The sequence below is a fragment of the Sphingobium sp. CECT 9361 genome (genome assembly GCF_918741285.1).
In the GTDB taxonomy this organism is placed as follows: domain Bacteria; phylum Pseudomonadota; class Alphaproteobacteria; order Sphingomonadales; family Sphingomonadaceae; genus Sphingobium.
Genome location: NZ_CAKKNC010000001.1, coordinates 983,237 through 1,007,539, shown reverse-complemented (window position 1 = coordinate 1,007,539; position 24,303 = coordinate 983,237). Strand labels below are relative to the sequence as shown.

The 24,303-nt window shown below is 62.3% G+C and carries 34 protein-coding genes and 1 pseudogene; 11 read left to right on the top strand and 24 right to left on the bottom strand.

What is annotated here, in order from left to right; genetic code table 11:
• Positions 1-171 precede the first annotated feature (171 nt).
• Positions 172-498, bottom strand: a complete 327-nt coding sequence (locus tag LQ220_RS04635; protein ID WP_230187086.1) for a GTA-gp10 family protein — start codon at positions 496-498, stop codon at positions 172-174.
• A 64-nt stretch (positions 499-562) separates the two neighbouring features.
• Positions 563-970, bottom strand: a complete 408-nt coding sequence (locus LQ220_RS04630; RefSeq protein WP_230187085.1) for a phage tail protein — start codon at positions 968-970, stop codon at positions 563-565.
• A gap of 64 nt (positions 971-1,034) precedes the next feature.
• Between LQ220_RS04630 and LQ220_RS04625 the strand changes: the two genes are divergently transcribed.
• Together LQ220_RS04625 and LQ220_RS04620 are read left to right on the top strand one after the other, a co-directional pair.
• Positions 1,035-1,343: a hypothetical protein gene (locus LQ220_RS04625; protein ID WP_230187084.1), complete on the top strand. Its 309-nt coding sequence runs from the start codon at positions 1,035-1,037 to the stop codon at positions 1,341-1,343.
• A 180-nt stretch (positions 1,344-1,523) separates the two neighbouring features.
• A complete protein-coding gene (locus LQ220_RS04620) occupies positions 1,524-2,516 on the top strand; it encodes a hypothetical protein (protein ID WP_230187083.1) in 993 nt (330 codons plus the stop codon).
• Between the two features lie 11 nt (positions 2,517-2,527).
• Here the strand turns inward: LQ220_RS04620 and LQ220_RS04615 are convergent, their stop codons facing one another.
• The 9 genes from LQ220_RS04615 to LQ220_RS04575 all read right to left on the bottom strand — a co-directional run bounded on the left by LQ220_RS04615 (position 2,528) and on the right by LQ220_RS04575 (position 8,645).
• Complete coding sequence (locus LQ220_RS04615) at positions 2,528-2,914, bottom strand: DUF3168 domain-containing protein (protein WP_230187082.1); 387 nt, start codon at positions 2,912-2,914, stop codon at positions 2,528-2,530.
• 93 nt (positions 2,915-3,007) lie between these two features.
• The gene (locus LQ220_RS04610) at positions 3,008-3,205 is read right to left on the bottom strand and encodes a hypothetical protein (RefSeq protein WP_230187081.1); all 198 of its coding nucleotides are present in this window, start codon (positions 3,203-3,205) and stop codon (positions 3,008-3,010) included.
• A complete protein-coding gene (locus tag LQ220_RS04605) occupies positions 3,202-3,735 on the bottom strand; it encodes a phage head-tail connector protein (protein WP_230187080.1) in 534 nt (177 codons plus the stop codon). Before LQ220_RS04605 ends, LQ220_RS04610 begins: the two co-directional genes overlap by 4 nt.
• Before the next feature lie 181 nt (positions 3,736-3,916).
• Complete coding sequence (locus LQ220_RS04600; protein ID WP_230187079.1) at positions 3,917-5,056, bottom strand: phage major capsid protein; 1,140 nt, start codon at positions 5,054-5,056, stop codon at positions 3,917-3,919.
• Between the two features lie 199 nt (positions 5,057-5,255).
• A complete protein-coding gene (locus LQ220_RS04595) occupies positions 5,256-5,621 on the bottom strand; it encodes a hypothetical protein (protein ID WP_230187078.1) in 366 nt (121 codons plus the stop codon).
• A 208-nt stretch (positions 5,622-5,829) separates the two neighbouring features.
• Positions 5,830-6,384 carry a hypothetical protein gene (locus LQ220_RS04590; RefSeq protein WP_230187077.1) on the bottom strand — a complete coding sequence of 185 codons (555 nt, stop codon included), beginning with the start codon at positions 6,382-6,384 and terminating at the stop codon, positions 5,830-5,832.
• 53 nt (positions 6,385-6,437) lie between these two features.
• Positions 6,438-6,842, bottom strand: coding sequence for an HK97 family phage prohead protease (locus LQ220_RS04585; RefSeq protein WP_230187076.1), 405 nt, complete (start codon positions 6,840-6,842; stop codon positions 6,438-6,440).
• Between the two features lie 68 nt (positions 6,843-6,910).
• The gene (locus LQ220_RS04580; RefSeq protein ID WP_230187075.1) at positions 6,911-7,222 is read right to left on the bottom strand and encodes a DUF6127 family protein; all 312 of its coding nucleotides are present in this window, start codon (positions 7,220-7,222) and stop codon (positions 6,911-6,913) included.
• Between the two features lie 241 nt (positions 7,223-7,463).
• Positions 7,464-8,645 (bottom strand): phage portal protein, encoded by a 1,182-nt coding sequence (locus tag LQ220_RS04575; protein WP_230187074.1) that lies wholly within the window; start codon positions 8,643-8,645, stop codon positions 7,464-7,466.
• Positions 8,646-8,739: 94 nt separating this feature from the next.
• Between LQ220_RS04575 and LQ220_RS04570 the strand changes: the two genes are divergently transcribed.
• Positions 8,740-9,516, top strand: a complete 777-nt coding sequence (locus tag LQ220_RS04570; RefSeq protein ID WP_230187073.1) for a hypothetical protein — start codon at positions 8,740-8,742, stop codon at positions 9,514-9,516.
• Here the strand turns inward: LQ220_RS04570 and LQ220_RS04565 are convergent.
• Complete coding sequence (locus LQ220_RS04565; protein ID WP_230187072.1) at positions 9,513-9,974, bottom strand: hypothetical protein; 462 nt, start codon at positions 9,972-9,974, stop codon at positions 9,513-9,515. The two genes, LQ220_RS04570 and LQ220_RS04565, sit on opposite strands and share 4 nt — an antisense overlap.
• A 116-nt stretch (positions 9,975-10,090) precedes the next feature.
• On the opposite strand from LQ220_RS04565, the gene LQ220_RS04560 reads away from it, so the two are divergent.
• Positions 10,091-10,456, top strand: coding sequence for a hypothetical protein (locus LQ220_RS04560; RefSeq protein ID WP_230187071.1), 366 nt, complete (start codon positions 10,091-10,093; stop codon positions 10,454-10,456).
• Positions 10,457-10,460: 4 nt separating this feature from the next.
• Here the strand turns inward: LQ220_RS04560 and LQ220_RS04555 are convergent, their stop codons facing one another.
• The 3 genes and pseudogenes from LQ220_RS04555 to LQ220_RS04545 all read right to left on the bottom strand — a co-directional run.
• On the bottom strand, positions 10,461-10,799 hold the full coding sequence (locus tag LQ220_RS04555; protein WP_230187070.1) for a hypothetical protein: 339 nt from the start codon (positions 10,797-10,799) through the stop codon (positions 10,461-10,463).
• 230 nt (positions 10,800-11,029) lie between these two features.
• Positions 11,030-12,376: a terminase family protein gene (locus tag LQ220_RS04550; RefSeq protein WP_230187069.1), complete on the bottom strand. Its 1,347-nt coding sequence runs from the start codon at positions 12,374-12,376 to the stop codon at positions 11,030-11,032.
• Between the two features lie 118 nt (positions 12,377-12,494).
• Positions 12,495-12,632, bottom strand: a pseudogene (locus tag LQ220_RS04545) (cold-shock protein); the annotation flags it as partial.
• A gap of 637 nt (positions 12,633-13,269) precedes the next feature.
• On the opposite strand from LQ220_RS04545, the gene LQ220_RS04540 reads away from it, so the two are divergent.
• Complete coding sequence (locus LQ220_RS04540; protein WP_230187068.1) at positions 13,270-13,809, top strand: hypothetical protein; 540 nt, start codon at positions 13,270-13,272, stop codon at positions 13,807-13,809.
• Between the two features lie 88 nt (positions 13,810-13,897).
• Here LQ220_RS04540 and LQ220_RS04535 read toward each other — a convergent pair whose 3' ends face one another.
• The gene (locus LQ220_RS04535) at positions 13,898-14,125 is read right to left on the bottom strand and encodes an addiction module antidote protein (RefSeq protein WP_230187067.1); all 228 of its coding nucleotides are present in this window, start codon (positions 14,123-14,125) and stop codon (positions 13,898-13,900) included.
• A gap of 169 nt (positions 14,126-14,294) precedes the next feature.
• On the opposite strand from LQ220_RS04535, the gene gntA reads away from it, so the two are divergent.
• Entirely contained in the window at positions 14,295-14,987 is a 693-nt protein-coding gene (gntA, locus tag LQ220_RS04530; RefSeq protein WP_230187066.1) for a guanitoxin biosynthesis heme-dependent pre-guanitoxin N-hydroxylase GntA, read from the top strand.
• Entirely contained in the window at positions 14,980-15,585 is a 606-nt protein-coding gene (locus LQ220_RS04525; protein ID WP_230187065.1) for an urea carboxylase-associated family protein, read from the top strand. Before gntA ends, LQ220_RS04525 begins: the two co-directional genes overlap by 8 nt.
• A gap of 70 nt (positions 15,586-15,655) precedes the next feature.
• Here the strand turns inward: LQ220_RS04525 and LQ220_RS04520 are convergent, their stop codons facing one another.
• The 5 genes from LQ220_RS04520 to betI form a co-directional block, all read right to left on the bottom strand.
• The gene (locus LQ220_RS04520; RefSeq protein WP_230187064.1) at positions 15,656-16,117 is read right to left on the bottom strand and encodes a response regulator; all 462 of its coding nucleotides are present in this window, start codon (positions 16,115-16,117) and stop codon (positions 15,656-15,658) included.
• A 16-nt stretch (positions 16,118-16,133) separates the two neighbouring features.
• Positions 16,134-17,237, bottom strand: a complete 1,104-nt coding sequence (locus LQ220_RS04515) for a histidine kinase dimerization/phosphoacceptor domain -containing protein (RefSeq protein WP_230187063.1) — start codon at positions 17,235-17,237, stop codon at positions 16,134-16,136.
• Between the two features lie 131 nt (positions 17,238-17,368).
• Positions 17,369-18,973, bottom strand: a complete 1,605-nt coding sequence (gene ahpF / locus LQ220_RS04510) for an alkyl hydroperoxide reductase subunit F (protein WP_230187062.1) — start codon at positions 18,971-18,973, stop codon at positions 17,369-17,371.
• Positions 18,974-19,075: 102 nt separating this feature from the next.
• The gene (ahpC, locus tag LQ220_RS04505; protein ID WP_230187061.1) at positions 19,076-19,639 is read right to left on the bottom strand and encodes an alkyl hydroperoxide reductase subunit C; all 564 of its coding nucleotides are present in this window, start codon (positions 19,637-19,639) and stop codon (positions 19,076-19,078) included.
• 105 nt (positions 19,640-19,744) lie between these two features.
• A complete protein-coding gene (betI, locus tag LQ220_RS04500; protein WP_230187060.1) occupies positions 19,745-20,332 on the bottom strand; it encodes a transcriptional regulator BetI in 588 nt (195 codons plus the stop codon).
• Positions 20,333-20,574: 242 nt separating this feature from the next.
• Between betI and LQ220_RS04495 the strand changes: the two genes are divergently transcribed.
• Positions 20,575-20,877, top strand: coding sequence for a glycine zipper 2TM domain-containing protein (locus LQ220_RS04495; protein WP_230187059.1), 303 nt, complete (start codon positions 20,575-20,577; stop codon positions 20,875-20,877).
• Between the two features lie 90 nt (positions 20,878-20,967).
• Here LQ220_RS04495 and LQ220_RS04490 read toward each other — a convergent pair whose 3' ends face one another.
• Together LQ220_RS04490 and LQ220_RS04485 are read right to left on the bottom strand one after the other, a co-directional pair.
• Positions 20,968-21,252 carry a hypothetical protein gene (locus tag LQ220_RS04490; protein WP_230187058.1) on the bottom strand — a complete coding sequence of 95 codons (285 nt, stop codon included), beginning with the start codon at positions 21,250-21,252 and terminating at the stop codon, positions 20,968-20,970.
• A 142-nt stretch (positions 21,253-21,394) separates the two neighbouring features.
• Complete coding sequence (locus tag LQ220_RS04485) at positions 21,395-21,802, bottom strand: EVE domain-containing protein (RefSeq protein ID WP_230187057.1); 408 nt, start codon at positions 21,800-21,802, stop codon at positions 21,395-21,397.
• Positions 21,803-21,931: 129 nt separating this feature from the next.
• On the opposite strand from LQ220_RS04485, the gene LQ220_RS04480 reads away from it, so the two are divergent.
• Positions 21,932-22,879, top strand: coding sequence for a 2-oxoglutarate and iron-dependent oxygenase domain-containing protein (locus LQ220_RS04480; RefSeq protein WP_230187056.1), 948 nt, complete (start codon positions 21,932-21,934; stop codon positions 22,877-22,879).
• A 5-nt stretch (positions 22,880-22,884) separates the two neighbouring features.
• Positions 22,885-23,241 carry a YciI family protein gene (locus LQ220_RS04475; protein ID WP_230187055.1) on the top strand — a complete coding sequence of 119 codons (357 nt, stop codon included), beginning with the start codon at positions 22,885-22,887 and terminating at the stop codon, positions 23,239-23,241.
• A 16-nt stretch (positions 23,242-23,257) separates the two neighbouring features.
• Here LQ220_RS04475 and LQ220_RS04470 read toward each other — a convergent pair whose 3' ends face one another.
• On the bottom strand, positions 23,258-23,641 hold the full coding sequence (locus tag LQ220_RS04470) for a dihydroneopterin aldolase (protein ID WP_230187054.1): 384 nt from the start codon (positions 23,639-23,641) through the stop codon (positions 23,258-23,260).
• Positions 23,642-23,743: 102 nt separating this feature from the next.
• Between LQ220_RS04470 and LQ220_RS04465 the strand changes: the two genes are divergently transcribed.
• The gene (locus LQ220_RS04465; protein ID WP_230187053.1) at positions 23,744-24,265 is read left to right on the top strand and encodes an N-acetyltransferase; all 522 of its coding nucleotides are present in this window, start codon (positions 23,744-23,746) and stop codon (positions 24,263-24,265) included.
• Positions 24,266-24,303: the final 38 nt, after the last annotated feature.

Here is a 24,303-nt window from a genome sequence, read left to right as displayed (position 1 = left end):
ATACGGAGACTTAGCCGCAGGCTTAGTCGCAGTTGGAGAGGGGTTTCGCCCTATCGCTTGCACATAGCCTCTCCCACTGAAGAACAAAATACACGCGGAGCCGCAGAGACACGGAGCCGTCGCCCCAAGGCACCACCCCCTCCGCGCCTCCGCGTCTCCGCGCGCCCAAAACTATCCCGCCCCCACCAGAACCTGCCGCAACACCACGCGCAACACCGGCATCGCCGCATGCAATCCACCCGCCACGACAGCCTCGCCCAACACCTCCCGCGTCAGCCCTTCAGGCCGCGCCTCCAGACAATGCCAGAACAACCCCGCCATCTCCGACAGGCGCAATTCCCCCGCCGCCGCCCGCTCCACCAGCGCGAACAGCGGCCCCAGTTCCGCCTCCGCCGCCACCAGCGCCGCAAACGAAGGCCGCAATGTCAGCACCGCCCCCGCCACAACCAAAGCCGCCTCGCCCCGCGCCGCGTTGGGCGCCGCGTTAGCCACCGTCATCACACCCTACCCCCCGTTCGTGTCGAGCGAAGTCGAGACACCCCGCGCCACCCACCGCCCCCACTCACAAACTCACCACCGGCCCGCTGCTCTCCAGGCTCAGCGTATAATTCCGCTCCCCGTTATAATCCCCGGCATAGTCCAGCCGCGTAATCAGGAACCGCCCGCGCATCCGCTCGCCACTTTCAAAACTCAGCTCGAAATCGTCGATCGTCCCCGACAAGGCATGGTTGCGTATCCGCACCTCAGCCGCCGATCCCGTGAACAGCCCCGCCGCCGACACGCTCACCGCGCGCACGCCCGCACCCGACAGCAGCTCGCGCCACCCGCCGCTATCCTTGCTGGTGATGTTCACCGCTTCGCCGCTCACCGACATCTGCGTCGTGCGCAAACCCGCCACCGTCGCATAGCCAATCGGCGACCCGCCATCCCCCACCTTCAGCAAGAAAGCACTTCCCTTTTCCACCGCCATATCGCACTCTCCGTTCACAAAATGTCACGTTCAGACATCGACCGAACACACAGGAGGGAACCCCATGCTCGCTATTTCCACCGCTCTGATGCTGATGCTCGCCGGCACGCCGGATGAAGACATGGGCATGGCGCGCAAAGCCTACGCCAAATGCCTGTCGGACTTCACGGCAGACGCCCGCTCGCGCCAGGTGTCCGCCGCCGATTACAAGGCCGGCCTGCAACCCAAATGCGCCGACCAGGAAGCCGCCCTGCGCACCGCCATCCTCGCCGCCGACAAAGCCGACGGCCTAAAACCCGCCGCCGCCCAGGCTGACGCCGACGATCAGGTGAAGGAATATCTCGAAAAGTTCACCGCCGACTACGAAGGGTAAGAGGGGAGCGCACAAAGCCCACCCCAAAACCCCCGTCATCCCCGCGAAAGCGGGGATCCATCTCCCAACATCGCCGCACGCGCTGCTGCCAACCCCTCCCCCGTTCGGTTCGAGCAGCTTCGAGCGAAGCCGAGAAGCGCCCGTCGAGAACCCAGTGGCACCGCATTAAGGAACGATAACTTGCGAAACATGCGCGTTCTTCAGCGAACCGTTATCGCTTTGTTTTTGTTTTCCGCCGGGCAATCCACTCTCACGGCGTCGGAACCCATCTCAGAAGATGTACGCTGTCCAATTGGTGGAGAAATCTTCGAATATGTACATGTTGGTAACTCCAACATTGACAGGCGTCCCGATGGAAAAACCTATGGCTTCCCCAATGCCCCATTAAATCTGCCGGAATGTCCGGAAAACGGACTCGTTCTCTTCGACGATTTCACCCCATCCGAAATCGCGAAACTGGAACCTTTGATACAATCGGCAGCTTACAAGTCGCTGAGAAAATCCGATACGCAATATTACCGCGCCTACTGGTTGGCAGCGCAGCTCGGACGCGACAAAATCCTGATCGACAACCTGCTAGCACAGGCCATCTGGGAAGCCGACGACAACCCGTCGCAACGTCTCCGATATCTCCGGCTCTATGCCGACACGGCGCAGAAACCTCAAAACGATGCCTCCGAAAATGCCCTGTGGTCCACCCTACGACTGGCCAATGCGCACCGTGAGTTAGGCGACTTTGCCACTGCTAAGGCTGTGCTTGCTGCCATCATCTTGCCCCCAGAACCCAATGCGGAGCCAAAAGACGAGTGGGTCCATGAACAATGGAAGCAATCGATCACCTACGTTCAAAAGTTCGCCACGGTAATCGAGCGTGGAGACACATCGTCCGAACCGCTCGATATGCTGCCCCAAAGGATCGCAGCCGAAAAATGCTGGGACATGAGAAATGGCTACTCAGATTTCGCCAAGGCATTTTGCGGACAACCGAACATAGTGAAAGAAATGGAATGGTTCTCTCCAGAGGCTCAAGCCGAGAGGGTGGCCGCCGCAGACGCAGCGATGGATGCAGCGGAAAACGCAGTGAACGGCGCCCGCGCGTCCATCGCCGCTGACAACGCTATGGCTGCGGCAGCAAATGCAACTGCCGCCACCGATACAACCATACCCCAATAACCGGCCAAACCTCACCCCAAAACCCGCACCCGATACTCCACCACAGCGCGCCACCCTTCATCCCGCGCGCGCAGCACCCGCGACCGCAGCAACGCCACCGCACCCATCTCGCACCCCGGCACGGTCACCCGCCGCACCGCCGCATCCACCAGCGCCAGCAGTGCCGCCAGCCCGTCCGCACTCTCGCGCTTGTCCTGCACGATCATCGCCACGCGCACTTCGCGCCCCGCGCGGTCCTTCGTGCCCCAGTCGCTACCGATACACTCGCCCAGCACGACATAAGGCGCGCTCGCCTTCACCGGCGGGCCGTCCCACACGCCGTTCAGCATCGCCGCCAGCGCCGCATCTCCGCGCAAAGCCTCCAGCACCGCCCCGCGCACCGCCATCTCATCGCCCATCCGCCCCTCCCCAAAAACATGCGCGCGGAGACGCGGAGCCGCAGAGAAGGCACAACTCCTCCGCGCCTCCGCCTCTCCGCGCGCACCAAAAGCTCACCCCATCACCCGATACCGCAACCCCACATCCTCGACCCAGCGCGCCACCAAAGCCCGCCCCTCGATCACCACCGCATCGCCTTCCTCACGCACCGTCACCCCCGGCACCTCGCGCGCCTCCGCCAGCACAAGCGCCCGCCGCCGATCCGCCGCCGCCTCACCCAAGGCGACACCCCGCGCCAACAGCCCCCTCACGACAACCGCATCCGACGCCAGGGCCGCCACAACGCCACCACGGCCGCAGGCGGCACCACCGCTTCGCCATCGCGCTGCACATGCATTTCGGCGGCCATCCGCACGATCCCCTGCCGCACCCCCTGCGGCACAGCGTCCGCATCGGCCGCCAGTCCCGCGCGATACCGCACCCGCACGCGCCCCGCCGCGCCGGGCGTCATCACCTTCACCCAGCCGTCGCCATTGCGATCGATATCCACCGCGTAACTCTCCACCGGCAGCGCAAATTCCGCGCCCTCCGCCGGCACACCCATCACGCTTTCGATCGCCACCACCGGCCGTGCAGACAGCCGCTGCCACGCGCCCGTCACCGGCATCACCTCCTCGGCCTCGCGCTGCATCAGGCCCTGCCCGACGAACCGCTCGCACAGGTCCGTCGCCACCCGGATCAACCGCGTCAGCAGCGCATCTTCCGCCGCCAACTCGATCCGCAAATATCCCTTGAGGTCCGCCAGCGACACCGCCAGCGCCCCCTCCTCGACAAACGCCATCGAAGCCCCCCTTCACGAAAAAGCCGCCCAATGCGCACAGCACCGGACGGCCCATTCCCCCTCTTCCGTCACCCCATGCGGGCCGACCACCCACCCCCTCCCGTTCGTCCCGAGCGAAGTCGAGGGACCAGCGCGCGGTGTCTCGACTTCGCTCGACACGAACGGAGGTTGTGAGACAGCCTCAGCTCACAGCAAACTTCATCACCTTGATCGCCTCGCTATTCGCCACCGCGCCGCCGATCCGCTTCACGGCATAGAAATGCACGAACGGCTTGTTGCTATACGGATCGCGCAGGATGCTCGTCTCGTTCCGCTCCGCCACCACATAGCCGGACGCGAAATTACCGAACGCAATCGCCAGCGCATCGGCGGCGATGTCGGGCATGTCCTCCGCCTCGACCACCGGATAGCCCAGCAGCGTCGCGGGCGCGGCCCCCGCCAGCCCCGGCTGCCACAGGAACTGCCCGTCGCTCGTCTTCAGCTTGCGGATCCCGGCAAGCGTCTTGCTGTTCATCACGAACGAAGCCCCCTGCCGATAGGGCGCCTTCACCGCCTGCACCAGATCAATCAGGCGATCAGCGGCGCCCGACGAAGCAAACGCCCCCGCCGCCCCGCTCGCCACATATTGCAACGTACCAAACGCGCGCACCCCGTCCGCCTCCGCCGTCACCGGATAGGTCAGGAACCCCTTGGGCCGGTTGGTGCCATTGCCGTTCACGAACGCCGCGCCCTCCGCCGCGGCAAATTCGCTCGCGATTTCCCGCGCCAGCCAGCTTTCGACATCGAATGCCGCATCGTCCAGCATAGCCTGGCTCGCGGCGGGATTGGCGAACAGCTCGCCCGATGGCGGCGCGATTTCGGCAAAGCTCGGCGTCGCCGTCTCGCCCCGCGCCCCCGTTTCGGATGCCCAGCCGGACGCCACGCCCCCCGTCGTCACCAGCTTGCGATATCCCGCCGTGCCGGTCTTCACCACATTGGCGATGGCGCGGATCGGCGACATGGCTTTCAGCACCCGCTCGATCTCCGCATCGATCTCACGCGGCACCGCATAGCCGCCGACCGCCCCCGAAGCCCCCGAAAAGCTCTTCAGCTCCACCCCCGCTTCCTGCCCCCGGCGCAGATAGCGATCGACAAACGCCGCCCGCTGCGGATCCAGATCGACCCCCTTCACCCCATCCAGCGCCGGCCGCTGCGCCTCAACGGCCCGCGCGGCCATCACCCCCTTAAGCCCCGCAATATCCGCTTCCAGAGCGGCAATCTTCTCCCCCTGCAGCACGGCCTCAAAAGCCCCCTCCAGCGCATCGCCCTTAACTTCCAACATATGCTTCTCCCATTTTGAACAGGCACAAAAAAACCCTCGCCCCTTGAGGGAGAGGGATACGAAGACTTGGCAGCCTGCTGCCTAGTCGAAGTTGGGTGAGGGGTGCTCCGCCCTAGCGGTCAGTCACCCCATTTCCTCCCCAGTGGGGGACGATACGAAGACTTGGCGCACTAGCGCCTAGTCGAAGTTGGTGAGGGGTTCAGCCCCTCGAACCGAAGACGCAAACCACATCATAGGGAGGATGCCCATTCTTGCTAGCCAAGCCATGATATGTCTCAAATGATCTCATTGCTTCAGATATAATATGGTTCGTTTGGTCTTCGTCTTCGCCGGGCAAGCACGCATTCCATATCAGATGCCATTTGATGATATTATTGGCATTGGCGCTTAGTGACGAACGGCGTCTATTTCTGGATTGTTCTACAATCCAGTCGCCATAAAAGCGAATACTGCCAATGGGATTGGTCATCTCGAAATGAATGAACTCTGCACCGCCCCGAACGACCTTGAGTTCAAGCCCCCGGTCAGCATCCCAAGTCCGCTCGCCGTCGCTAACAAAAGCCATGCCTGCTCCCCAACGATATCTGCACGGCTATAGGTACTTTGGCTTTCCGTCCAGTCACCCCTCCACCGCAACCACCCGCGCCAAGGGCTGCATAGGCACCGCCACCAAACTCACTTTCACCCCTCCACCGCCACCAGTTCGCGCGGACGGTTACCCGATGCTGTCACAGCGCCGAAACCCTACCGAACCCGCTGGAATGGCTGGGTATTTAATCCCCAGCCGCTTTCCAAGGCCCCGTTTCAAGACTCTTGAACGTAAATTGCCCGGTGGAACAACTTGCCGATGCTCGCAAGGCCCCGTCGACCTTGAACGGCAACGTCCGCTCAACGCCTGCAAATGTCACCTTGGCGGTGCCCTTGCCATCGGTAACAATCTCGAACGGCACGTCCGTATTCATTGGCATTTTACCGAACGGCTCATTCTTGCCATTTTTTTCCTCTGGCCAGAACATCAGAAAAACGTCGCCGTCCGTAACCTCTGTCGATGGTCTTGATGTCACCATCCGAATTCCGACGCTCTGTTTGCCATCCACGCTTCCAATCCGCGCGTTGGCGACTGGCGCATAGGTTTTTCCCGGAAGCAGAACTTTGGCACTGATCGTCCCCCGGAACATATAGGTCGGCCCGGATTGTTCAATCTTTATGTCTGAATAGTGGCCGACAGGGGTATCGCAGTCGTACTCGATGGCACCGGCGTGGGCATGATCCGTCGTTGCGACGCCAACCAGAACCGCAACAATTGAAAGATGAAAACGTCCGATCATAATCTACTCCCCAGCCGCAGCGGTCACTAGCATACTCCGCGATTCGAGCAATCTCACCCCTCCACCGCCACCACCCGCGCCAGTGGCTGCATAGGCACAGCCACCAAACTCACCTCCACCAGATCTAGCGCCACCAGTTCGCGCGGCCTTTCCCCCCGCGCCACCTTCACACGATACCCAAAGGACAGCCCGTCCAGCGCCCCGGCGCGCAGCATTGCCGCGGCCTCGCGCCCTGCCGCCGTCCGCTGCGACACGCGCGCGATCACGCGCAGCCCGCGCGCATCCTCGGCCAGCGTCTCGACTAGACCCACGGGTCGGTCCACCCGATGCTGCCACAACAAAGGCACCTGCTTGCCCGCCAGCGCCCCGAACGCCCCCGCCCGCACCACATCCCCGCCCCGATCCACCGCATCAAACACCGCCGCATACCCCGCAAACCGAAGTTCCCCGCGCGACAAACTCCCCTCCCTTCCAGGGAGGGGTTGGGGGTGGGTGGCGAGCGCAGCGAGCCCTTCAGCAACCACACTCACGACTTCACCAGCCCAAACAACCCCAACTTCACCGCCATCCCAATCAGCACCAGCGCCAGCACCCCGCGCACCGTCCACCCGATCACCGCCTTCCACGCCGATGTCTTCGCGTCGCGCCACGCGCGCAGCAATTCGCGCAATTCGGCGACATCCTTCTCTGCCCCGCGATCCGCCAGCCCGAGCCGCTCCAGCGCCCGCCCCGCGCCCAGATCGCTCGCTTCCTCCACCAGCGCCCGGATCATCACCAGGTCGCCGCCATCTCCCTCAGCTTGGCTCACCAGCCGCGCCAGCATGTCCGTGTCTTCCATGAAATCTCTCCCATCCGTCCTGCTCCCGCATCCGCAGGAAAAATCATGTCGCGCGGAGCCGCAGAGACGCTGAGACGCCGAACCCGGACGCACCCTCTCCGCGCCTCCGCGTCTCCGCGCGCACCAGAAATCCGGCGCGCGTGGACCACCCATTTCCTCTCACCCGAAACACCCTCACCCCCGTTCGCCCTGAGCTTGTCGAAGGGCCCTTCCTTTTAAGAAAGGGTAGGCTTCGACAAGCTCAGCCCGAACGGGGGATGGGTAGCGCCGGAAGCGCAACATCCTCCCCGCCAATCCCCAGCATCCCCCGCTTCTCCTCCGCCGTCAGGAAATCCGCCGCCGCCACCCGCTCCCACAGCGCCACGCGCTCGTCTGCCAGAGCCAGTACCCGGTCCTGATCCACCGCCAGCCCGATCCCCGGCCACCACCCGTTCAGCCCCTGCGCCACTGCGCCCAGGATCATGTCCGCCAAGGGCAGCACCGTCTGCCGCCACAGCGCCTTGTTCGCCTCGCGATAATTGGCATAGGCCGCGTCCCCCGGCAGGCCGATCAGCATCGGCGGCACCCCGAAGGCCAGCGCAATCTCCCGCGCCGCCGCACTTTTCAGCCCCACGAAATCCATATCCGCCGGGGTCAAACTCATCGCCTGCCACTTGAGGCCACCTTCCAGCAGCATCGGCCGCCCCGCATTGCTCGCCCCGGCAAAGGCGCTTTCCAGCTCCCCCTTCAACCGCTCGAACTGATCGGGCGAAAGCGCCGCGCCTTCCTCCCCCGGATCATAGACCAAGGCGCCCGAAGGCCGCGCCGCATTGTCCAGCAGCGCCTTGTTCCACACCGTCGCCGCATTGTGGATCGCCACCGCCCCCGCAGCAGCCCCCACGCAGCCCAGCCCATAATGATCGTCCAGCGGATGCGCGGATTTGATATGGATCACCGCCGTCCGCCCAACCGCATCTTCGGACGCCAGCCGCGTCACATGCGCGCCGACGCGATAGAGATACGCCATCGGCCACCCCCGCGCATCCGCCTCCACGCTCACCCGCTCGGGCCGCAGCGCGAACAGCTCGGCGGGCGCGCCCTCCGCATCGCACGCAATCTGCACATAGCCATTGCCGTGCAGCAACACATGCATCGCCAAAGTCTCAATGAGCCGCTGCCCGCCCGACCGCTTCTCCACCAGCGCCAGCGCCACCGCCCGCTGCTCCGGCGTACCCCCGGACGCAGAAACCGCCGCCCCGCCCGCACTATCCGTCACCAACCGAAACGCCCGCTGCGCCACCGGGTTGCCCATCACCCCACTGCGCACCTGCGCCTCATAAGACGCAGGCCACTCCCCCAACGGCGTGACATTCCCCCCACCCAAAGGCCGCGAAAAGAAAGGCCGCGCAGTCGCCTGCGCAGCCTTGAAGCCGAACCATTTCATAAATCGCTCCTACGCTTTTCTCGTGAAAAACACCCCTCCCCAACCCGTCGGCTTTCCGCTATATTTGCGACGCAACTTCCCGTGGGGGGGACTTATGGCAACGCTTGCACATACTGCATCTGGCGCATCGGTGCGCGCCGAACGCTTCTGGACGATCTCCGCCGGCATCATGATGGCCGTGCTCGTCCTGGGCTTTTCCGTACAACTGGCGATGGGCCGTTCGACTTTCGCCGTACCGCTCTTTGTGCACATTCACGCGCTGGTCTTCTTCGGCTGGGCGGCGCTGTACCTGCTGCAGAACCTGCTGGTCGGCATGGGCAACACGGCGCTGCACAAGCGCCTTGGCTGGCTGTCGGTCGTCTGGATACCCACCATGGTCGTCATGGGCCTGATCGTGACGGTGGCGATCGTGCGACGCGGCCAGACGCCGTTCTTCTTTCAGCCGCTCTATTTCCTCATCATGGACCCGATGACGCTGTTCACCTTTGCCGGTCTCGCCATCGCTGCCATCCGCCTGCGCCGCAAAACCCAATGGCACCGCCGCCTGATGTTCTGCGGCATGTCCATCCTGCTCGGGCCGGGGATCGGTCGACTGATACCGCTGCCCCTGATGATCCCTTATGCAGGCTGGGCCGTGTTTGCGTTCGTCATGCTGTTCCCGATTGCGGGCATCGTCCGCGATCTGCGCCGCGACGGCCGCGTCCATCCGGCCTGGCTCTGGGGTCTGGGCAGCATCGTCGTCATGCAGATCGCGATCGACCTGATGGCGTTCAGCGCGCCCGGCCAGTGGCTCTATACTGCCGTTACGCAGGGCAGCCCCGGCGCCGCCGTCGCGCCGCTCGCTTTCCCGCCTTTCCCGCCCGTCGCCTAAAAGGAAAAGGTGAGCGCGCCGTTCACCGGCAACTGGGTCCATTCCTCCGTCAGCGTATCGATCCGCGCGCGGATGGCGGCAATATCGTCAGGCGACACCGGGATCGTGCCATGGCCGCGCGCTGCGCACGCATGGCGGAACGTCGCCAGCACGTCGTCCGCGCTCACGCGCCCGCCCCACATTTCCGCCTGAAACGTCTCGACCAGCCGCTCGATCGCTTCCTCGCTATCGCCTGACAGGACCACGCGCGGCCCCGCCGTCTGCCCTTCCGCGACCAGCGTCAGGAAGCCGCGATGCGCCAATATGCTTTCCACGGCATAATGCACCATGTCGTGCGGAATGATGCCTTGCTTGGGGCAAGCGACTGTCTCCACGCTGCCATCGCGCGCGATGTGCAGGTCGTCATACTTGCCGCTACGTTTTGTGAAGGTCAGGCGCATGGGGAAAGTATATGGCAATCTTTCCAGACGCAAAAGGCAACGACCTGCAGAAATATCTGGCCAAAATCAACGAATAGCGGCAATGATGCGATGCAGCATCCGCCGCCACAATCCATCGATAGTTCCGGGATTTCATGTTTCACGCATCTTACGACCGTGGCACCAATTGCCTGAATATCGTTGTCAAAGGCTTCTTCCAGCCCGAAGACGTTGCCGCTCTGGCAAAAACCGTCGGCAATGCTGCGCAGACGGCCAAATCCGCGCGCGACGACTTCAACGTGCTGGTCGAATCCCTCGAATTTCCCGTTCAGGCGAACGATGTCGCGGACTTGCTGACCGGCATCATGCGCACCGGCATGGCGCTTACCACGGGTCGCGCTGCGGTCGTGGTCGGCAGTCAGCTTAACAAGGCACAGGCCGAACGCACATTGGTGCACGACCGCGTGCGCGTGTTCATGACTATGGACTCCGCCCGCGCGTGGCTAGCGCAGGCGGCCTAAGCCCCTATCGGTTGCGCGCCAACACCCGGTCGCAGGTCGAATTCGTCCCTTCGCTCTTGCCGATCACCCGACCCGCCACAGCACCCGCCGCACCGGCCAGCAGGCTCTCGCCCAGATTGCCGCCAGCCAGCGCGCCTACACCGGCACCACCGGCGGCACCGATCACCGTGCCCTTGTCGCGGCCCTTTTTCCCCTGGATCAGGCAATAGCGCACATCGTCGCGATCCCGCGGTGCCGCCCGCGCGATCCGCGCCCGGTCCTTGCTGTTCAGCGATTGCGCCATCACCGGCCCCGCGATCAGCGAAGCGCCTACGGCTGCTGCGATCATCATGGTCGTCTTCATGTCCATACTCCGATGTAAAATAGGTTCTCAAACAGAACGACTACCCCCGCCGCCGGTTCCCGGAAAGGCGCTTCGTCCTTTTCCCAACGCCGGTTATCCCTATGTCCGTCATCCTGAACTCGTTTCAGGATCCATCGCGCCCCACAAACTGCACCAAGTGCCCCATACACCCCATAGGACCACAAATGGATGCTGAAACCATCTCAGCATGACGACGGTGTGAAAGTCCCTCACACCCCCCTTACCCGCACCACGCCCCCACGCCCCTTGCCCAGCATCAGCGCCGTCAGCGCCCACACGCACGCATCGGCCCGGTCCGGCGAGCGCCCCGGCCCTGCATAGCCGCCCCCGATCAGCATCCCGCACAATTGATCCTCCAGCGCCGGGAAAGCCCCGCGATGCGCCACCCTGCCCGCTTCATACAAAGCCGCCACCGGCTCCGCCCGCGCAGATTTCCCGCGCGACGCATGGACCAGCCGCACCGGCAGGCTATCGTCCACCGCGCGCAGCACGCTTTCGATCATCGCGCCGCCATTATTCGCTTCGGCGATCACCCGGTCGGCACCATGCGCAAAGGCCGCGCCTGCCACTGCCCGCGCCCAGCCTTCCGGCCCGCGCCCCTCGACGCTCGCGTCCGCCACCACATAAGCGCGCCCATCCATGCCGACGCCCGCCACCACGATCCCGCACGCATCGCCATCCCCGGAGCCAGCCGGCGGATCGACACCCACCACCACGCGGGACAGCGCAGCGCCTTCCCCCGCCGCCACCGCCGGCACATGCCGCACCCGGCACCGCTCGATCAGGTCGCGCGTCCACAAGGCGCCTTCCACATCCTCCATCATCGCGCCGTCCAGCTCCTGCCGCCCCAGCCGCGTGCCGCCGAACTGCGCCGTCACGGCCTCGATAAAGCCGGGGGCCAGATGCCCGCGATTGTCCTCCGTCCGCCCGGTCGTACACACCACGCCGCCCGCGTCCCCGCGCGCCAGCAACCCGCGCAGCAACGCCACCGGGCGCGGCGTCGTCGTCGCCAGCACCCGCGGCCAGTCGCCCAGCCGCAACGCCAGCTCCAGATTGTCCCACGCCGCCTGTCCCATCGGCCATTTGGCGATTTCGTCGGCCCAGGCATGGCTGAACTGCGGCCCGCGCAGCGCCTCCGGGTCGGACGCACCGATCGTAAACGCCTGCGCCCCCGAAGCCCATTCCAGCCGCCGCAGCGCCGGATACCATAGCGGCCGCATTCCCCGCAGCCGCGCCACCGCCAGCAAGCCGCTCTCGCCTTCCACCATCACGCTGCGCGCTTCGGCAGGGCTGGCCCCGACCAGAGCGATCCGCGCGCCGCCATCGCGCATCGCGATGCCCTGCACCCATTCCGCCCCCGCCCGCGTCTTGCCAAAGCCGCGCCCCGCCATCATCAACCACACGCGCCAGTCGCCCTCGGGCGGCTTCTGCCCGGTGTGGCCCATTGCCTCCCAGCTATTTTCCAAAGCCGCAGCCGTGGCGTCGTCCATGCGCCGGAACAGATCGTCCCGCGCGGCCGATGGCAATTGCGCCAACTCCGTCAACACACTCACCATTCCTAATCGCCTCCCCCCACCACCGTTCGGGCTGAGCTTGTCGAAGCCTCTTTCTTCTTAGGAAGAATGGCCCTTCGACAAGCTCAGGGTGAACGGTGCTAATGGTTACGCACCACCTTCACCCGCCGCATCCAGCTTCGCCCGCACCCGCTCCACTTCCGCCCGGACCCGATCCACCGCCGTCTGCGCATCGGGCCGCGCAGCCACCTCCGCAGCCTTGCGCGCAGCCTCCGCCCGTTCCTCCTCGACTGCCTCCTGCACCCGCACCTGCATCGCCGTCATCCGATGCGCCGCGATCGCGCGCAAAGCCTGCGCCGGGGCATAGGTGCGGATCGTCTTGCGCTGCGTCACCGGCGCGTCGGCGCCATTGCCGGTGCGCGTCACTTCCTCCCGCTCCGTCCCGAACTTCGCCTGACGCAGCAATTCCAGCTCCAGGTCCATGACCGCGCGGTTGATCGCCTGCATCCATTCCCGGCAGAAGGACGGATCGCGCGCCCGCAGGTCATAGGCGCCGCTGACATGCATCCCCACGCGCTGCGCGGATTCCTTGACGTCGCACGTCTCCTCCAGCGCGCGGCAGAACGCAAAGCGCTTTTCCGCCGTCCACCCATCGCTCCGCGTCTTGCGCGGCTTGGCCGCCGGAGCGTCATGCGCCTTCTGTGCCGCATCGCCCCGCTTTTCCCCCGAACTCCCCACCATAGCGCTCCTCCTCCCGCCCACGCACGACACAAAAAAGGCCAGCCCTTCCGGACCAGCCTCTGCATCGCGCCGCCGCAGCGACTCAGTTTTCCCAATATCTACTCATGTGCCAGATGAGCGTTACGCTGTCAAGGTGTTTGTGCCTATTTGGTTATATTCGGACGATTATGAATGTTACAAACGCTTTGCATTAAATGGCGTTGTTCGCTTATGACGAATGTATGGGGTGGCTTGAAATTACACTCATCGCGATCGCAGCGGTTTTCATGGCTGTGAACCAAGCGGTGGAGGATGCTACAGATCTAAAAGAAAGCTTCCCGTCGCTGCGCTTTCCGGGTTGGGCTAACTATGCCCCTTTAGCGCTGATCGTGGCTGCCGGATGCATCCATTTAGCGAAACTTGTGATTCCTAATAACGGCTTGCCCGCCTCTTCTTCGCCGCAATCCTCTCCCCAACCCGCCTCGCCAGAGAAAATTGCACCCTCGTCAGTTTCGATTACCGGATTATCTGCCGAGCGTGTGATGGGATTCCACGAAGGACGGACCAATGCCGAGGCGCAGCGTTTGATTGCGCCATTTGTGGGGGCAGTTGCTGAAGTCACAGGTAGCGTTAAAGATGTATATGAAGCCTATGGTGGTTTCGTTAGTGTGAGTTTGGGGGTGATAATTCCTACCCAAGCACCAATCTGCTATTTGAGCCTAAGTTCTCAGCCGCCATCTTGCGTCTGCAACTAGGTGACTCTGTGACAGCCAAATGCATTTTTAAGGGTGACGCCTCGGCGGTCTCTATTGACTTTAAGGACTGCCAGCTGATCCGACCGGTTTATGCTTCACCGCCGCCTTCGAGCAACCGGTTGTAGATCGCCGACCGGCTTACTTCGCTCGCCTTCGCCACCTCACTCGCGCCGCGCGCGCGCACGATCGTACCCAGCGCTGCTGCGATCACGGAAGGGTCACCGCTTTGCAGCGCATCGTCGAAATACAGCGCCGCCTCTTCGTCCGTACGGATATAGGCTGCGGGATCGAACGGGGTCGTCGCATCTTTAGGCATGTGGATTAAAATACACAGACTTGAACGCGTAGCCACCCCCAAAATCCAACAAATCCAACACACCCCCCTTTCCACGTATCGACTTATTTCCCCCACGCCCACCGCCCGCCATTAACCCATATCAACCCTTTCCCGTTGAACTTCCCGCGCCTTTGCGGGTTTGGTCGGCATGGTTACAGCGTATTTCGACAACGACCATCCGCTCGCGGATCGGTTCAGAACCCATATCCGCTCTGCGTCTTTCCCCTGTGTCGGGGCCAAGTCCGCCCTTGCCAGCGGGCAGATGGACTTCGTCATTGCCCGCGACATCGCGTCGGCATGGGATGACCTGCGCGTCCTCCCGGCCCTTGGCGAGACGGTCAGCCGCTACCGCAGCGACCGGGCCTTGTTCCGCACCCTCGTCGTCCTGTTCGAAGGGCCGGACGATCTGGACGAGCCGACCTTCGAAGGCTTGCTGTGGGAGCGAATCCAGTCGCTGTCCGACAAGGATAGCTGGCTGGGCTATGCCCCCGATCCCACGATCAGCACCGATCCGGACGATCCCCATTTCTCGCTCAGCTTTGCCGGTGAAGCCTTTTTCGTCGTCGGTATCCATCCCGGTGCCAGCCGACCGGCGCGGCGCTTCCCCATCCCCGGCCTCATCTTCAACTTGCACGATCAGTTCACCGTTCTGCGCGAACAGGGCCGCTATGAGAAGATCCGCAGTGCCATCCTGTCCCGCGACGAAGCGCTCGCAGGGGACATCAACCCCATGCTTGCCCGCCATGGCGAAGCCAGCGAAGCCCGCCAATATAGCGGTCGGGCGGTCTCGAACGACTGGGCCTGCCCCTTCCAGCGAAAGGAAACATCGACCTTTGCCTGACAGCCTCAACTCGGACACCCTGACCATCCCGCCGCGCACCGGCACGGCCTTCGTCGTAAAGGCCGGGCAGACGCTCACCGTCATCGACCCCACCGGCGGCCAGGTCGCCGATCTGCTGGCCTATAGTCAGGAGGATATTGGCGAAGTGCTGTCGTCAGGCCGCACGCTGGATTATGCCAGCCGCCTTTACCTCACCACCGGCGATCCGCTCTATTCCAACCGCAGCCGGGTGATGCTGGATATCGTTGCGGACACGGTGGGGCGACACGACTTCCTGCTCACGCCCTGCTCGAAGGATACCTTCCGCATCATCTATGGCGACACCGATCCGCATCGCGGCTGCTTCGGCAATCTGGCGGAGGCGCTCGCCCCTTATGGCATCGTGCCGGACGCGATCCCGACCGCGTTTAACTGTTTCATGAACGTGCCCGTCGACGGCGCAACCGGCACCTTCACTGTAGAACCGCCGCTGAGCAAGGCGGGAGACCGGATATCGTTCCTCGCAAAGATGGACCTGATCGTCGGCCTCACCGCCTGCTCCGCGCTCCAATCGAACGGAGGCAGCTTCAAACCGATTAGCTATTGCATTGAAGGATAATAGCCGCTTGGGTGCGGTCTGTACGCACTGACCGCACCCTCGGTCGAAACCGCAACTTCACAGGCCGCCCTCAGTTCAGCGGCTTGTCCCATCGGGTCACCATTTCGGGCGATGCCAGGAAACTGGATGGCCGCGGCGACACTGGCGGCGGGTCGCACACCCCTTCCTCCAGGTAACGCATGGCCAGCATCAGGCCGCTACGGCTGAAGGGTTTGGGAATGACGCCATAGGCACCGCAGAAGTCCACGGGGATCTTCCCCGGATTGGCGGTGACGAAAACCACCGCCGTACTCGCCCATTTCTCATGGATATAGGTGCATACGTCCAGCCCGTTGGAGTCCTCGGCCAACTGGATATCGACGAAAGCGACATGGGGCGCTTTGGCCAGCGTCATCGCCCGCACCTCGCGCAGCGACGCCGCTTCACCGACGACGCGATGACCGGCATCCACGATCATGGCTTCGATATCCATCGCAAGAAGGGCTTCATCCTCCACGATCAGGACATTTAACGGGGCGACGCACTGCGACATCGATGAAAATCCTAGGTTACGTAGCGTTTGTGGGGAAAATGACGGAAACATGCGTACCGCTGGCGTCGCTATGCCACTGCGTGTCCGCCTTGATCTGCCGCGAAAGACGCCGGACGAGCGACTGCCCGATGGACGTATTGTTCGACACGTTGACATCGAAGCCCGGCCCATCGTCCCGCAATGAAATTGTGATCAGGCCATCGGCTTCCTTGACGGCCAGCGACAACGTCCCCGGGCGGCCATCGGCAAAGGCGTGCTTCACGCAGTTGGTGATAAGCTCGTTCAAAATCAGGCCCGTCGCCGATGCCTTGCTGGACGGGATAATCACCGATTCGACGTCGCTCTCCAGCACGATATTGCTGCGCCCCGACGTCCCCAGAACGTCCGCCGCCAGGTTGGAAGCGAACTGACCGATATCGAACTTCGAAATATCTTCCGACTGATACAATCGCCGATGGACAATCGCCAATGCGTCGATCCGCTCCAGCATGTTCTCCAACGTGCGCTGCAACTGCGGATCGCCCAGCGAGCGGGACTGCAACCGCAACAGCGATCCGATCATCGTCAGGTTGTTCTTCACCCGGTGATCGACTTCGTGCAGCAATATGGTCTTTTCTTCCAGCGCCGACTGCAGGTCCGCCGTCCGTGCCCTGACCTGTTCTTCCACGGCTGCCTTCTGCTCGGCGATCTGCTTCTGCGCGTCGATCCGGTCCGACACGTCGAGTTGCGAGGCAAAGAAGAACTGAAGGCTCCCGTCCTCGCCGCGCACCGGGCTAATGTAGAGCGCGTTCCAGAAGGTCGACCCGTCCTTCTTGTAATTCAACAGGTCGATGCTGATCGCTTCTTCGGCATGCAGGGCGTCGCGTATCTTCTCCAGCGCCTCGGGGGCGGTATCCGGCCCTTGCAGGAAACGGCAATTCCGACCCACAATCTCTTCGACATCATATCCACACAGCTTCTGGAACGCTTCGTTCACGAACACGATGGGGTTGTCGTCCTGCCGCGGGTCGGTGATGACCATCGGCATGCGTGTGCCCCGGATGGCCGCCGCGAAGGGATCGCCGCGGCCCTGTTCATGCATGACCCGTTCCGTAAGATGCCAATCGTCTCGTTGCTTCATTCCATGCTCCGCTCAGCGAGGGAGCAGGAGCGCTCCGGCTTGAACTTGTTGGACACAAAGCGCGTCAGTTACCTGTCTGGTTCCTCCCAAAATGACAAAGCCATAAGACGACAGGATAAAATCTACCGTCCTTACGCCGCGGCGGCCTCATCCATACCCGCCGCCGCCTCGGCACTTTCCGGTGCCAGACGGATCAGATAATCGAATGCCGACAGGCCCGCTTTCGATCCTTCGCCCATGGCGATGATGATCTGCTTGAACGGCGTCGTCGTCGCATCGCCCGCCGCGAAAATGCCCGGTATGGACGTCGCGCCGCGATGGTCGACTTCGATTTCGCCCCGCGACGACAGCGCCACGGTATCGCCAAGGAACTCGGTGTTCGGCACCAGCCCGATCTGCACGAATATGCCCTGCAGGTCGACGACATGCGCGGCATCGCTGTTGCGATCCTTATAGGTCAGTCCGATGACCTTGTTGCCGTCGCCCAGCACTTCGGTCGTCAGCGCCGATGTGATGACCTTGACATTGGGCAGGCTGAACAGCTTGCGCTGCAGCACTGCGTCCGCCCGCAACTGGCTGTCGAACTCGATCAGCGTGACATGGCCGACGATACCCGCCAGGTCGATGGCCGCTTCGACGCCGCTATTGCCGCCGCCGATGACTGCCACGTCCTTGCCCTTGAACAGCGGCCCGTCGCAATGCGGGCAATAGGCCACGCCCTTGTTGCGATATTCGTCTTCGCCCGGCACGTTCATGTGCCTCCAGCGCGCGCCTGTGGACAGGATCACCGACCGCGCCTTCAACGACGCGCCGCTCGCCAGCACGACTTCATGAAACCCGCCTTCGCTCTTCGCAGGGATCAGCTTTTCGACCCGCTGCAGGTTCATGATGTCGACATCATATTCCTTCACATGCTGCTCAAGCTGCGCGACCAGTTTCGGGCCTTCGGTGTGGGATACCGAAATGAAGTTCTCGATCCCCATCGTGTCCAGCACCTGCCCGCCAAAGCGTTCCGCGACGATACCCGTCCGAATGCCTTTGCGTGCGGTATAGATGGCCGACGCAGCGCCAGCGGGGCCGCCACCGACGATCAGCACTTCAAATGCTTCCTTCGCCTTCAGCTTCTCGGCAGCCCGCGCAACAGCGCCGCTGTCCAGCTTCGCAACGATCTGCTCCAGCTCCATACGGCCCTGACCGAAGGGCTCACCGTTCAGGAAGATGGTCGGCACGGCCATGACCTTGCGGGCATCCACTTCCGACTGGAACAGCGCGCCGTCGATCGCCGTGTGGCTGATCCGCGGGTTGAGCACGGCCATCAGGTTCAGCGCCTGCACCACATCCGGGCAGTTCTGGCACGACAGCGAGAAGTAGGTTTCGAAGGCATAATCCCCTTCGAGGTTCTTGACCTGTTCGATCACATCCTGCGCAGCCTTCGACGGGTGACCGCCGACCTGCAGCAGAGCGAGAACAAGGGAGGTGAATTCATGCCCCATGGGCAGACCCGCGAACCGGACACCGATGTCCGTACCCGCACGGCGGATCATGAAGCTGGGGGTGCGCTTGTCGTCATCCTTGCGGATCAACGTGGCCTTGTCGGTCAGGCTGACGATATCCTCCAGCAATCCGAGCATCTCGCGCGATTTGGCGCCATCGTCCAGCGACGCCACCAGCTCGATCGGCTGCGTGATGTTCACGAGATAGCTTTTCAACTGGGCTTTAACATTGGCGTCCAACATGGCGTAGGCTCCGATATATTAGAGGCGCGGCGGTGCAATCCGGAGAAGCACGGAATGTGCCTCTCCGGAGAGCGTTGCGACCCTTAGGGTATTAGTGTGACTTTAGATCTTGCCGACGAGGTCGAAGGACGGCGCCAATGTGGTTTCGCCTTCTTCCCACTTTGCGGGGCAAACTTCGCCGGGATGGCTCTGCCAATATTGCGCAGCCTTGATCTTGCGCAGCAGTTCGGCCGCGTTGCGACCCACGCCTTCAGGCGTGATTTCGACGAGTTGGATCTTGCCTTCCGGATCGACCACGAAGGTCGCACGGTCCGCCAGGCCAACGCCTTCGCGCAGCACGCCGAAGTTGTTGCTGATGTCGTGGTTCTGGTCGCCCAGCATGTAATAGTTGATCTTGCCGATGGCGGGCGACGTGTCGTGCCAGGCCTTGTGGCTGAAATGCGTGTCGGTCGATACCGAGTACACTTCAACGCCCATGCCCTGCAGCGTGGGGTAGATGTCGGCCAGATCTTCCAATTCGGTCGGGCAAACGAAAGTGAAGTCAGCGGGGTAGAAGAAGAATACGGCCCACTTGCCCTTCACATCGCCATCGGTGACGTCGACGAACGCCCCTTCTTTATACGCCGTAGCCGTAAAAGGCTTCAGTTCGCTGCCAATGATCGCCATGATATCTCCAGTTCCTTAGAGGTCTTCGATTGAGGATGCAGACATAGTGCGCCGCGATCGATTTAGGAAATTGGATTTCTTGCTTCGAATGATCGAGAAAAACGATCAGTTCCTACCAACGTGAGACTCGATACACCCCCGCGCCAGCGCATATGCTTCCTCGACCGTGAAAGTGGCAGGGTCGAGACATAATTCAAGCCACAAGCCGTCCACCAGTGCGGCAATTCCGATTGCTGCCAGCCGGATGCCCGCCGCATCCTTTTCGGGTCTCACCGCGGCAAGATGTTCGGATAGATCGTTGCGGTACTGGGTATACATTTCGGCATGCGCCTGCGCCATGTCGGATCGACCGTGCACCAGGCTCCAGAAGGCAACCCATGTCACGAGCAATTTGGGATCGAGCACCGGCGGCGCGAAACTTGCGAGCACGAAGGCCTCTAGCCTTGCGCGTGGATCGGAGCCGGCAGCCTCCACCGCCCGGTCGGTCGCAAGGCTGACACGTTTGCCAAGGTCGCGATAGGTTGCAAGGATAAGAGAATCTATACCGTCGAAATAATGGGTAAGAAGACCCGAAGATACGCCAGCCAGCTTGGAGATGGCTCGTACGGATGTTCCGGTTACGCCGCGCTCTGCCAGACATTGGGCAGTCGCATCGATTAGACTTTGCCGTCGCACATCGGCCGATTCGCGCACGAAACTCGCTCTTCTCAAGATCACCCTCTACCCTGTGCGATCCCCCCTAGGGATGCCTTTCATCGACATTAGCTATTGCAACGCCGTAGGCAAGCCTTTGTCATAAACGCGGACGCCGCGCCGAATACCGTACAAAATCCAACGTAAATTCAACATGGTGTGTCGTTGTATAAGGTTCATGCAACCTTGCCCATAAGGCAGTGGTTCAAGGCTCGAAGTTAAAACAGGAAGGAGCACTTCATATGCGTACATTCATGCTTTCATTGGCAGCGGCGTCGATCGCGATCCCCGCCTCCATGGCGCTTCCCACCGACCAGGCAGAAGCGCGGCGCGATCACCGCTACAAGGAATGGCGCGGTCGCGACGGACGCACCTATTGCCGCAAGAGCAATGGCACGACCGGACTGATCGTCGGCGGCGTTGGCGGTGCTTTGGCCGGTCGCGCGATCGACACTCGCGGCGACCGCACCACCGGCACGGTTCTGGGCGCAGCGGCTGGTGCATTGCTGGGCAAGGAAATCGACAGCAAGCGCCGCTGCCGCTAAAATTCCTCGGCATCAGCTTCAACGAGAAAGGGCGGCCCCGCAAGGAGCCGCCCTTTTCGATAGTTGCGGAAAGAGGATGTCTACCGCAGCTTACTTCTTTTCGGCGACCGCGCCGCGTGCCTCGGCCACGTTGAACGCGACCTTGGTACCGCCCGACGTGCCGCTCACTTTGTCGCCAGCCACCTTGAGCTGGAACGCCGTTGCACCCGGATAGCGTGTGCCAGAGATGAGCTTGCCGTCCTTGATGGACTTCACCTGATAGACATAGGTGTAGCCTTCATGAACGAAACGCTCCTTGGCGGCGTCTTCGGCAAGGGCAGGCGCAGCCATGGAAAGGACCAGCGCGGAAAGAACAATTTTGGACAGCATTCGCATCGAATTTCTCCTTTGGAATGCCCGACAAACACCTCTTACGCTCTGTTTTGTTATGTTGGGCGCGTTATTGCTGCATCGCAATATGCTCGCAATCGCAAAGGGCGCAGAAGCAATTGCGCTTCATGCAATCGCTGTATGCGCCCTATTCGCCTGCCATCTTCAAGATATGTCTGAATTCTTGCGCAGAAACCGGGGATACTGAGAGGCGTGACTGGCGGATCATCGCCATGCCCGCCAGTGCAGGGTCCGCCTTGATCGCTTTGAGAGTAACGCCCTGCGGCAATTTGCGCACCGGTGCGACATGCACGGCGATCCACTTGCCGGTGTCGTCGGTACTGTCGGGCGCGGCTTCCTCGACGATTTCCATGATGCCGACCGCTTCCAGCCCGATATTGCTGTGATAGAACAGCGCCTGGTCACCTTTACGCATCGCCTTCATATGCGCCTGCGCCTGATGATTGCGCACACCATCCCACTCCGCCTTTTTCTTGGCGACGAGATCGTCCCAGGAAAACACATCGGGTTCGGATTTCATCAGCCAATACTGCATCGGGTTTCCGCTTCTGGGTTGAACGAGGGTTCGCTCCCCTTGCGACAGCAAGGCCGCTGGAATCAAGCCGGGATCGGATGACAGCCGCACTCTCTTTGGCTAAACCGAGGGGATATAAGGAGTCCTATCGTGTTGCAGTCCGTACTTGATGCCATTCCCGTTCTTTCGCTGAAAGACGGCGCCTCCGCCGATTTCGCGAGGGACTTCGGCGCTTCTTTTCAGCGCTTCGGCTTTGCGATGGTGCGCGATCACGGGATGGACGCGGCGCTGGTGGCGGACGCATGGGCCAATGCAAAGGCGTTCTTCGCATTGCCCGAAGCGACCAAGCGCGCATATCTCGTGCCCGGTGGCGGCGGGCAGCGAGGCTATACGGCCTATGGCACCGAGATCGCCAAAGGTGCGAGCGAGAACGATCTGAAAGAGTTCTGGCACGTGGGCCGCGATCTTCCCGAAGGCAGCCCACTGGCGGGCACGATGCCGCCCAATATCTGGCCGAGCGAAATAGACGGCTTTCGTAGCACCTATACCCGTTTGTTTGCCGAGTTCGATCGCGTCGGATTGCAGTTGCTGTCGGCCATTGCACTCTATCTGGGTCTGGAAAAGGACTGGTTTGCCGATCCCGTGCGCGACGGCAATTCGATCATCCGCCTGCTTCATTATCCACCCGTGTCGCCCGACGCCCCCGGCGTGCGCGCAGGGGCGCATGAGGATATCAACCTCATCACCATGCTGCTGGGCGCAGAGGAAGGCGGGCTGCAATTACTGGACCGCGATGGCAACTGGCTGCCAGTGACGCCCCCTGAGGGCGCGCTCGTCATCAATGTGGGTGACATGCTGCAACGGCTGACCAATCATGTGCTGCCGTCGACCAGCCATCGGGTCGTCAATCCACCGCCCGAACGTCGCTGCGTTTCGCGTTACTCCATGCCCTTCTTCCTGCATCTGCGGCCCGACTTCATGATCGAAGCCTTGCCGCAATGCGTGACGACGGAAAATCCGGTACGCGAAGCCCCGATTTCAGCGCATGACTATCTACACGAGCGGCTGGTCGAAATCGGGCTGGTAAAAGCAGGGTAGAAACGATGCGTGTCATTGTACTGGTGAAGGCGACCGAAGACAGCGAAGCCGGTCTTTCCCCTGAACCGTGGACTACGCAGATGATGGAAGCGATGGGTCGGTTCAACGCGGAACTGGTTGCTGCGGGCATCATGGAAGAAGGCGGCGGCGATGGTCTTTTGCCGTCATCGTACGCCAAGCGCATTGCGTTCGACGGGCCGGATCGCGCCGTGATCGACGGACCATTTGCCAACCCCGGCGAACTGGTTACCGGTTTCTGGCTGTGGACCGTCAAGGACATGGACGAAGCCGTCGCCTGGGCCAAGCGTTGCCCCAATCCTATGCCGGGTCCAAGTGAGATCGAAATTAGACCGCTATATTGAGCCGAGAGTAGACCGCCTATTTGCGCCAGCGGCCCATGGTGATGCCAATCGACTCGCCGCGTTCGCTCAGCGCCAGCTTGACGATCTTCACCTGCACATGCCTGACCATGTCGTCCTGCAGGAACACCGTCTCGATGATATGTTCGGCAATCGCTTCGATCAGGGTGAAATGTTGTCCCTGCGGCAGCGCGGTCGTCGCCGCATGTTTGAGGTCCATGTAATTCTTGGACGCAGTCAGCGGCGTATCCGGCGCATAATGGTCGGCCATTTTCAACAGCGCGCGCACCGAAATGCGCAGGGGCTGCGGCAAATGCGTCTCTTCCGAATAAATGCCGGTCAGCACATCGAAGTCGAGGTCATCCACCTCCAGCGTCAGATAGTCGTTCGTGGGAAAGTCCATATGTCCTGCGCTGTGCAATTCGTGCTTTTCATTTGACGGTCAGTCGGTAAGACGCCCGCGCTCGTGGGCGCTCATGCCCCTTTGCGAAACGAACGGCAAGACGTGACCCATATTCTCCCTCTCGACAGCCAAAGCGACAGCGCGATCGACGCGCTTCTGGATGCGGCGTTCGGCATGGATCGACGGGGACGCACGGCCTATACGATCCGCGCGGGGATGCACTGGGTGCCGGAACTGAGCTACGCCGTTCTTGACGATGACGGCGTGCTGGCAGGCACATTGCAAAGCTGGCCGGTGGCGTTGCATGGTCCGGATGGCGCCACATCTCCGCTGGTCATGGTTGGCCCGGTCGCGGTTCGGCCGGATCATCAAAGCAGTGGCCTGGGCCGCGCAATGATGGATGCTGTCGTGCGGGATGCACGCGCGCAGGCCACCCCGCCGCTGATGATGATCGGCGATCCGGAATATTATGGCCGCTTCTGGGGGTTTTCCGCCGCTGGAACCGGCGGATGGGACGCCCCCGGCCCATTCGAGGCGCGGCGACTGTTGGCGCTGATCGTCGATGGCGGCGCGCTCCCGGACGTCGGCATGCTAGGACCGCGCGTTTCCCGAAGAGTGGCGTAGCAGGGCGTTTCTTCTTTGCATCGGACGCGGGCGTCCCT

Coding starts and splice junctions, on each gene's coding strand:
- LQ220_RS04605 (WP_230187080.1), bottom strand. CDS start 3,735: ATGGCGTTTGTCGAGGAGGGGGCGCTGGCGGTGTCGCTGGCGGACCTC.
- LQ220_RS04470 (WP_230187054.1), bottom strand. CDS start 23,641: ATGGACTTTCCCACGAACGACTATCTGACGCTGGAGGTGGATGACCTC.
- LQ220_RS04630 (WP_230187085.1), bottom strand. CDS start 970: ATGGCGGTGGAAAAGGGAAGTGCTTTCTTGCTGAAGGTGGGGGATGGC.
- LQ220_RS04550 (WP_230187069.1), bottom strand. CDS start 12,376: ATGGTGAGTGTGTTGACGGAGTTGGCGCAATTGCCATCGGCCGCGCGG.
- LQ220_RS04485 (WP_230187057.1), bottom strand. CDS start 21,802: ATGCAGTATTGGCTGATGAAATCCGAACCCGATGTGTTTTCCTGGGAC.
- LQ220_RS04540 (WP_230187068.1), top strand. CDS start 13,270: ATGGCGTTGTTCGCTTATGACGAATGTATGGGGTGGCTTGAAATTACA.
- LQ220_RS04560 (WP_230187071.1), top strand. CDS start 10,091: ATGTTTCACGCATCTTACGACCGTGGCACCAATTGCCTGAATATCGTT.
- LQ220_RS04570 (WP_230187073.1), top strand. CDS start 8,740: ATGGCAACGCTTGCACATACTGCATCTGGCGCATCGGTGCGCGCCGAA.
- LQ220_RS04595 (WP_230187078.1), bottom strand. CDS start 5,621: ATGGCTTTTGTTAGCGACGGCGAGCGGACTTGGGATGCTGACCGGGGG.
- ahpF (WP_230187062.1), bottom strand. CDS start 18,973: ATGTTGGACGCCAATGTTAAAGCCCAGTTGAAAAGCTATCTCGTGAAC.
- LQ220_RS04490 (WP_230187058.1), bottom strand. CDS start 21,252: ATGCGAATGCTGTCCAAAATTGTTCTTTCCGCGCTGGTCCTTTCCATG.
- LQ220_RS04535 (WP_230187067.1), bottom strand. CDS start 14,125: ATGCCTAAAGATGCGACGACCCCGTTCGATCCCGCAGCCTATATCCGT.
- LQ220_RS04580 (WP_230187075.1), bottom strand. CDS start 7,222: ATGGAAGACACGGACATGCTGGCGCGGCTGGTGAGCCAAGCTGAGGGA.
- LQ220_RS04520 (WP_230187064.1), bottom strand. CDS start 16,117: ATGTCGCAGTGCGTCGCCCCGTTAAATGTCCTGATCGTGGAGGATGAA.
- gntA (WP_230187066.1), top strand. CDS start 14,295: ATGGTTACAGCGTATTTCGACAACGACCATCCGCTCGCGGATCGGTTC.
- LQ220_RS04495 (WP_230187059.1), top strand. CDS start 20,575: ATGCGTACATTCATGCTTTCATTGGCAGCGGCGTCGATCGCGATCCCC.
- ahpC (WP_230187061.1), bottom strand. CDS start 19,639: ATGGCGATCATTGGCAGCGAACTGAAGCCTTTTACGGCTACGGCGTAT.
- LQ220_RS04600 (WP_230187079.1), bottom strand. CDS start 5,056: ATGTTGGAAGTTAAGGGCGATGCGCTGGAGGGGGCTTTTGAGGCCGTG.
- LQ220_RS04515 (WP_230187063.1), bottom strand. CDS start 17,237: ATGAAGCAACGAGACGATTGGCATCTTACGGAACGGGTCATGCATGAA.
- LQ220_RS04475 (WP_230187055.1), top strand. CDS start 22,885: ATGCGTGTCATTGTACTGGTGAAGGCGACCGAAGACAGCGAAGCCGGT.
- LQ220_RS04625 (WP_230187084.1), top strand. CDS start 1,035: ATGCTCGCTATTTCCACCGCTCTGATGCTGATGCTCGCCGGCACGCCG.
- LQ220_RS04555 (WP_230187070.1), bottom strand. CDS start 10,799: ATGAAGACGACCATGATGATCGCAGCAGCCGTAGGCGCTTCGCTGATC.
- LQ220_RS04575 (WP_230187074.1), bottom strand. CDS start 8,645: ATGAAATGGTTCGGCTTCAAGGCTGCGCAGGCGACTGCGCGGCCTTTC.
- LQ220_RS04635 (WP_230187086.1), bottom strand. CDS start 498: ATGACGGTGGCTAACGCGGCGCCCAACGCGGCGCGGGGCGAGGCGGCT.
- LQ220_RS04590 (WP_230187077.1), bottom strand. CDS start 6,384: ATGATCGGACGTTTTCATCTTTCAATTGTTGCGGTTCTGGTTGGCGTC.
- LQ220_RS04615 (WP_230187082.1), bottom strand. CDS start 2,914: ATGGGCGATGAGATGGCGGTGCGCGGGGCGGTGCTGGAGGCTTTGCGC.